This window comes from Microbacterium sp. Bi128, from assembly GCF_918698205.1.
Map to the genome: position 1 here is coordinate 1 of NZ_CAKKMM010000894.1, position 2,107 is coordinate 2,107.

2 protein-coding genes are annotated in these 2,107 nt (G+C 68.9%); both read right to left on the minus strand.

All coding sequences use genetic code 11. The features are described 5' to 3' along the window. On the minus strand, positions 1–1,237 hold a 1,237-nt coding region (locus LQV45_RS27715; protein ID WP_230010088.1), incomplete at its 3' end, for an MFS transporter. Positions 1,238–1,325: 88 nt separating this feature from the next. Further along, positions 1,326–2,107: alpha/beta fold hydrolase (locus LQV45_RS27720; protein WP_230010090.1), on the minus strand; the 782-nt coding region annotated here is incomplete at its 5' end.

The following is a 2,107-nucleotide window of genomic DNA, read 5'->3' on the forward strand; positions in this document are numbered from 1 at the left end:
GCACGGTGGCCGTGATGGCGCCGAGGTAGCGGCAAGTCTGGAAGATCCCGGCGGCCACCCCTCGCTCCTCCGGCCGGGTGGACACGTACATGCCCTGGCTTGAGGAAATGGCGACCACGCAGTACGGCACACCCAGCAGGGCGGTCAGCGCGAGCACCAGCGGGACGGCCAGGGAGACCGTCAGCAGCCACATCGCCGCAGACGCGACCAGGAGCAGCACGACGCCGGCGATCAGCACCCGCCGCACGCCGAACCGGTCGATCGCGCGGACCGCGAACGGCGTCCCGACCACGGAGATCGCGGCGAGCGGCAGCATCAGCAGGCCCACGACGCCGGGATTGTAGCCGCCCGCGGTCTGCAGCAGCTGCGGCAGCCCGAAGAACGCGAAGTAGTAGACGCCGTTGAACAGCGCAAAACCCAGGTAGACCAGCAGCAGCGGCCGGTTGCGGCCCAGCAGCCGCAGGTCAAGGAAGGGCGGGCTGAACCGCAGCTCCCGCCACGCGAACAGCGCCGCAAGGACCAGCCCGCCGCCCAGCAGCCACCACCGGTAGTCGGGCAGCACATTCAGCATCGCCATCATCACCAGCACCAGGGCACCGATGAAGGCCCCAATCCCGGGCAGGTCAGAGTCGCGCACCAGTTCCGACACCCGGCCGCGTTCCCGGGCACCGTCGGCCGGGGCAAAGCGCCGGACCACAAGGATCGCCAGCAGCGAGAGCGGGACGTTGATCAGGAACAACGCCTGCCAGCCCACCAGGCTCACCAGCAGGCCGCCCACCACGGGCCCGACGGCGGCCGCCGACGTGTTCGCCATCTGGATCCGGCCCAGCGGCCGGGTGGACTTCACGTTCGCCTCCCGCGCCAGCGCGGCGACCATGACGACGGCGCTCGGGTACGCCGTCGCGGTGCCGAGGGCCATGAACGCCCGCGCTACGCAGAGCAGCGCGAAGTTGGGCGCAAAAGGCGCGAGCGCGCAGGTCACGGCTACCAGGGCCATGCCCAGCAGGAACAGCCGCCGCGGGCCGAAGCGGTCCGCGAGCCGGCCCATCAGCGGCTGGCCGGCCGCGGAGGTGAGGTAGAACGCCGTGATCACCCAGGTGACCGTGGCGACGTCGAGCCCGAAGTCCTCGCGCAGCACCACCAGGGCGACAGCGATCATCGACGAATTCAACGGGTTCAGCGACGTGCCGAGGCTGAGTCCGGCGACGGCCAGGCCTGCACGGGGAGAGTTGCTCACGGCAACAGTCTGTCCTACGACGCCGGCCGAAATCGAACCGGACGACGCATGCCGCCGTCGTCGTCAATCTGGCGCCAGCCCTCCATGTCTAGCCGTTGTTCGCCGGGCTGGCCGCCGAGGTGATGAATGACGTGACCATGCTGAGGACCGGGCCGGCGGGAACCAAGGTCTGCCCGTGGTTGCGGCCAGGCAGTGCCTGGAATTGGGCCCTGGGCATGAGCTGGGCCGCCCGTTCCGAGTCCCCATACCGAAGCGGGTCGTCCGTGCCGGCGAGCAGCAAGGTGGGGGTGTCCATTGTCCGAAGGACCGCCTCCGGGATTCCGGGTTCGTCCTCACTCCGCCGGAAGTAGGCGCGCAAGGCCGCGGGGTCGTTGGCCAGCAGCGCGGCGGCCGTCTGCGGATCGAGGTCACGGCCCGTGGCGATACTCCATTGGCGCAGAAATTCCGGCATGCCGCCCCGGTCCAGGGCCTGGTCATATCCGGGGAAAAAGATCGATTCGATTTGCCCGGCCGGGGAGCGGTACGTGCCGCCCGCAGCCGTAAATGTCTTGACACACTCGGGGCTGCTGGCCAGCAGTGAGAATCCGACTCTCGAGCCGGCAGAATACCCCACGTAGTGGGCTGCCTGCGCACCGGCGGCGTCCAGGACTGCCACAACATCCCCGACGAGCAGGTCCATGCTGTAGGCGTCTTCGTGCTGCGGCTTGTCACTGCGGCCGTGTCCCCGCAGATCCAGAGTCACCACGTGAAAGCGCTCCTGCAAGGCCTTCGTGTAGCCCAGTCCCCGCCAAATGGCACGGGACAGCCCCGAACCGTGCACCAGAACGATAGCGGGGCCGACGCCCTGCTCCTGAAAGGAAATTCGGACAC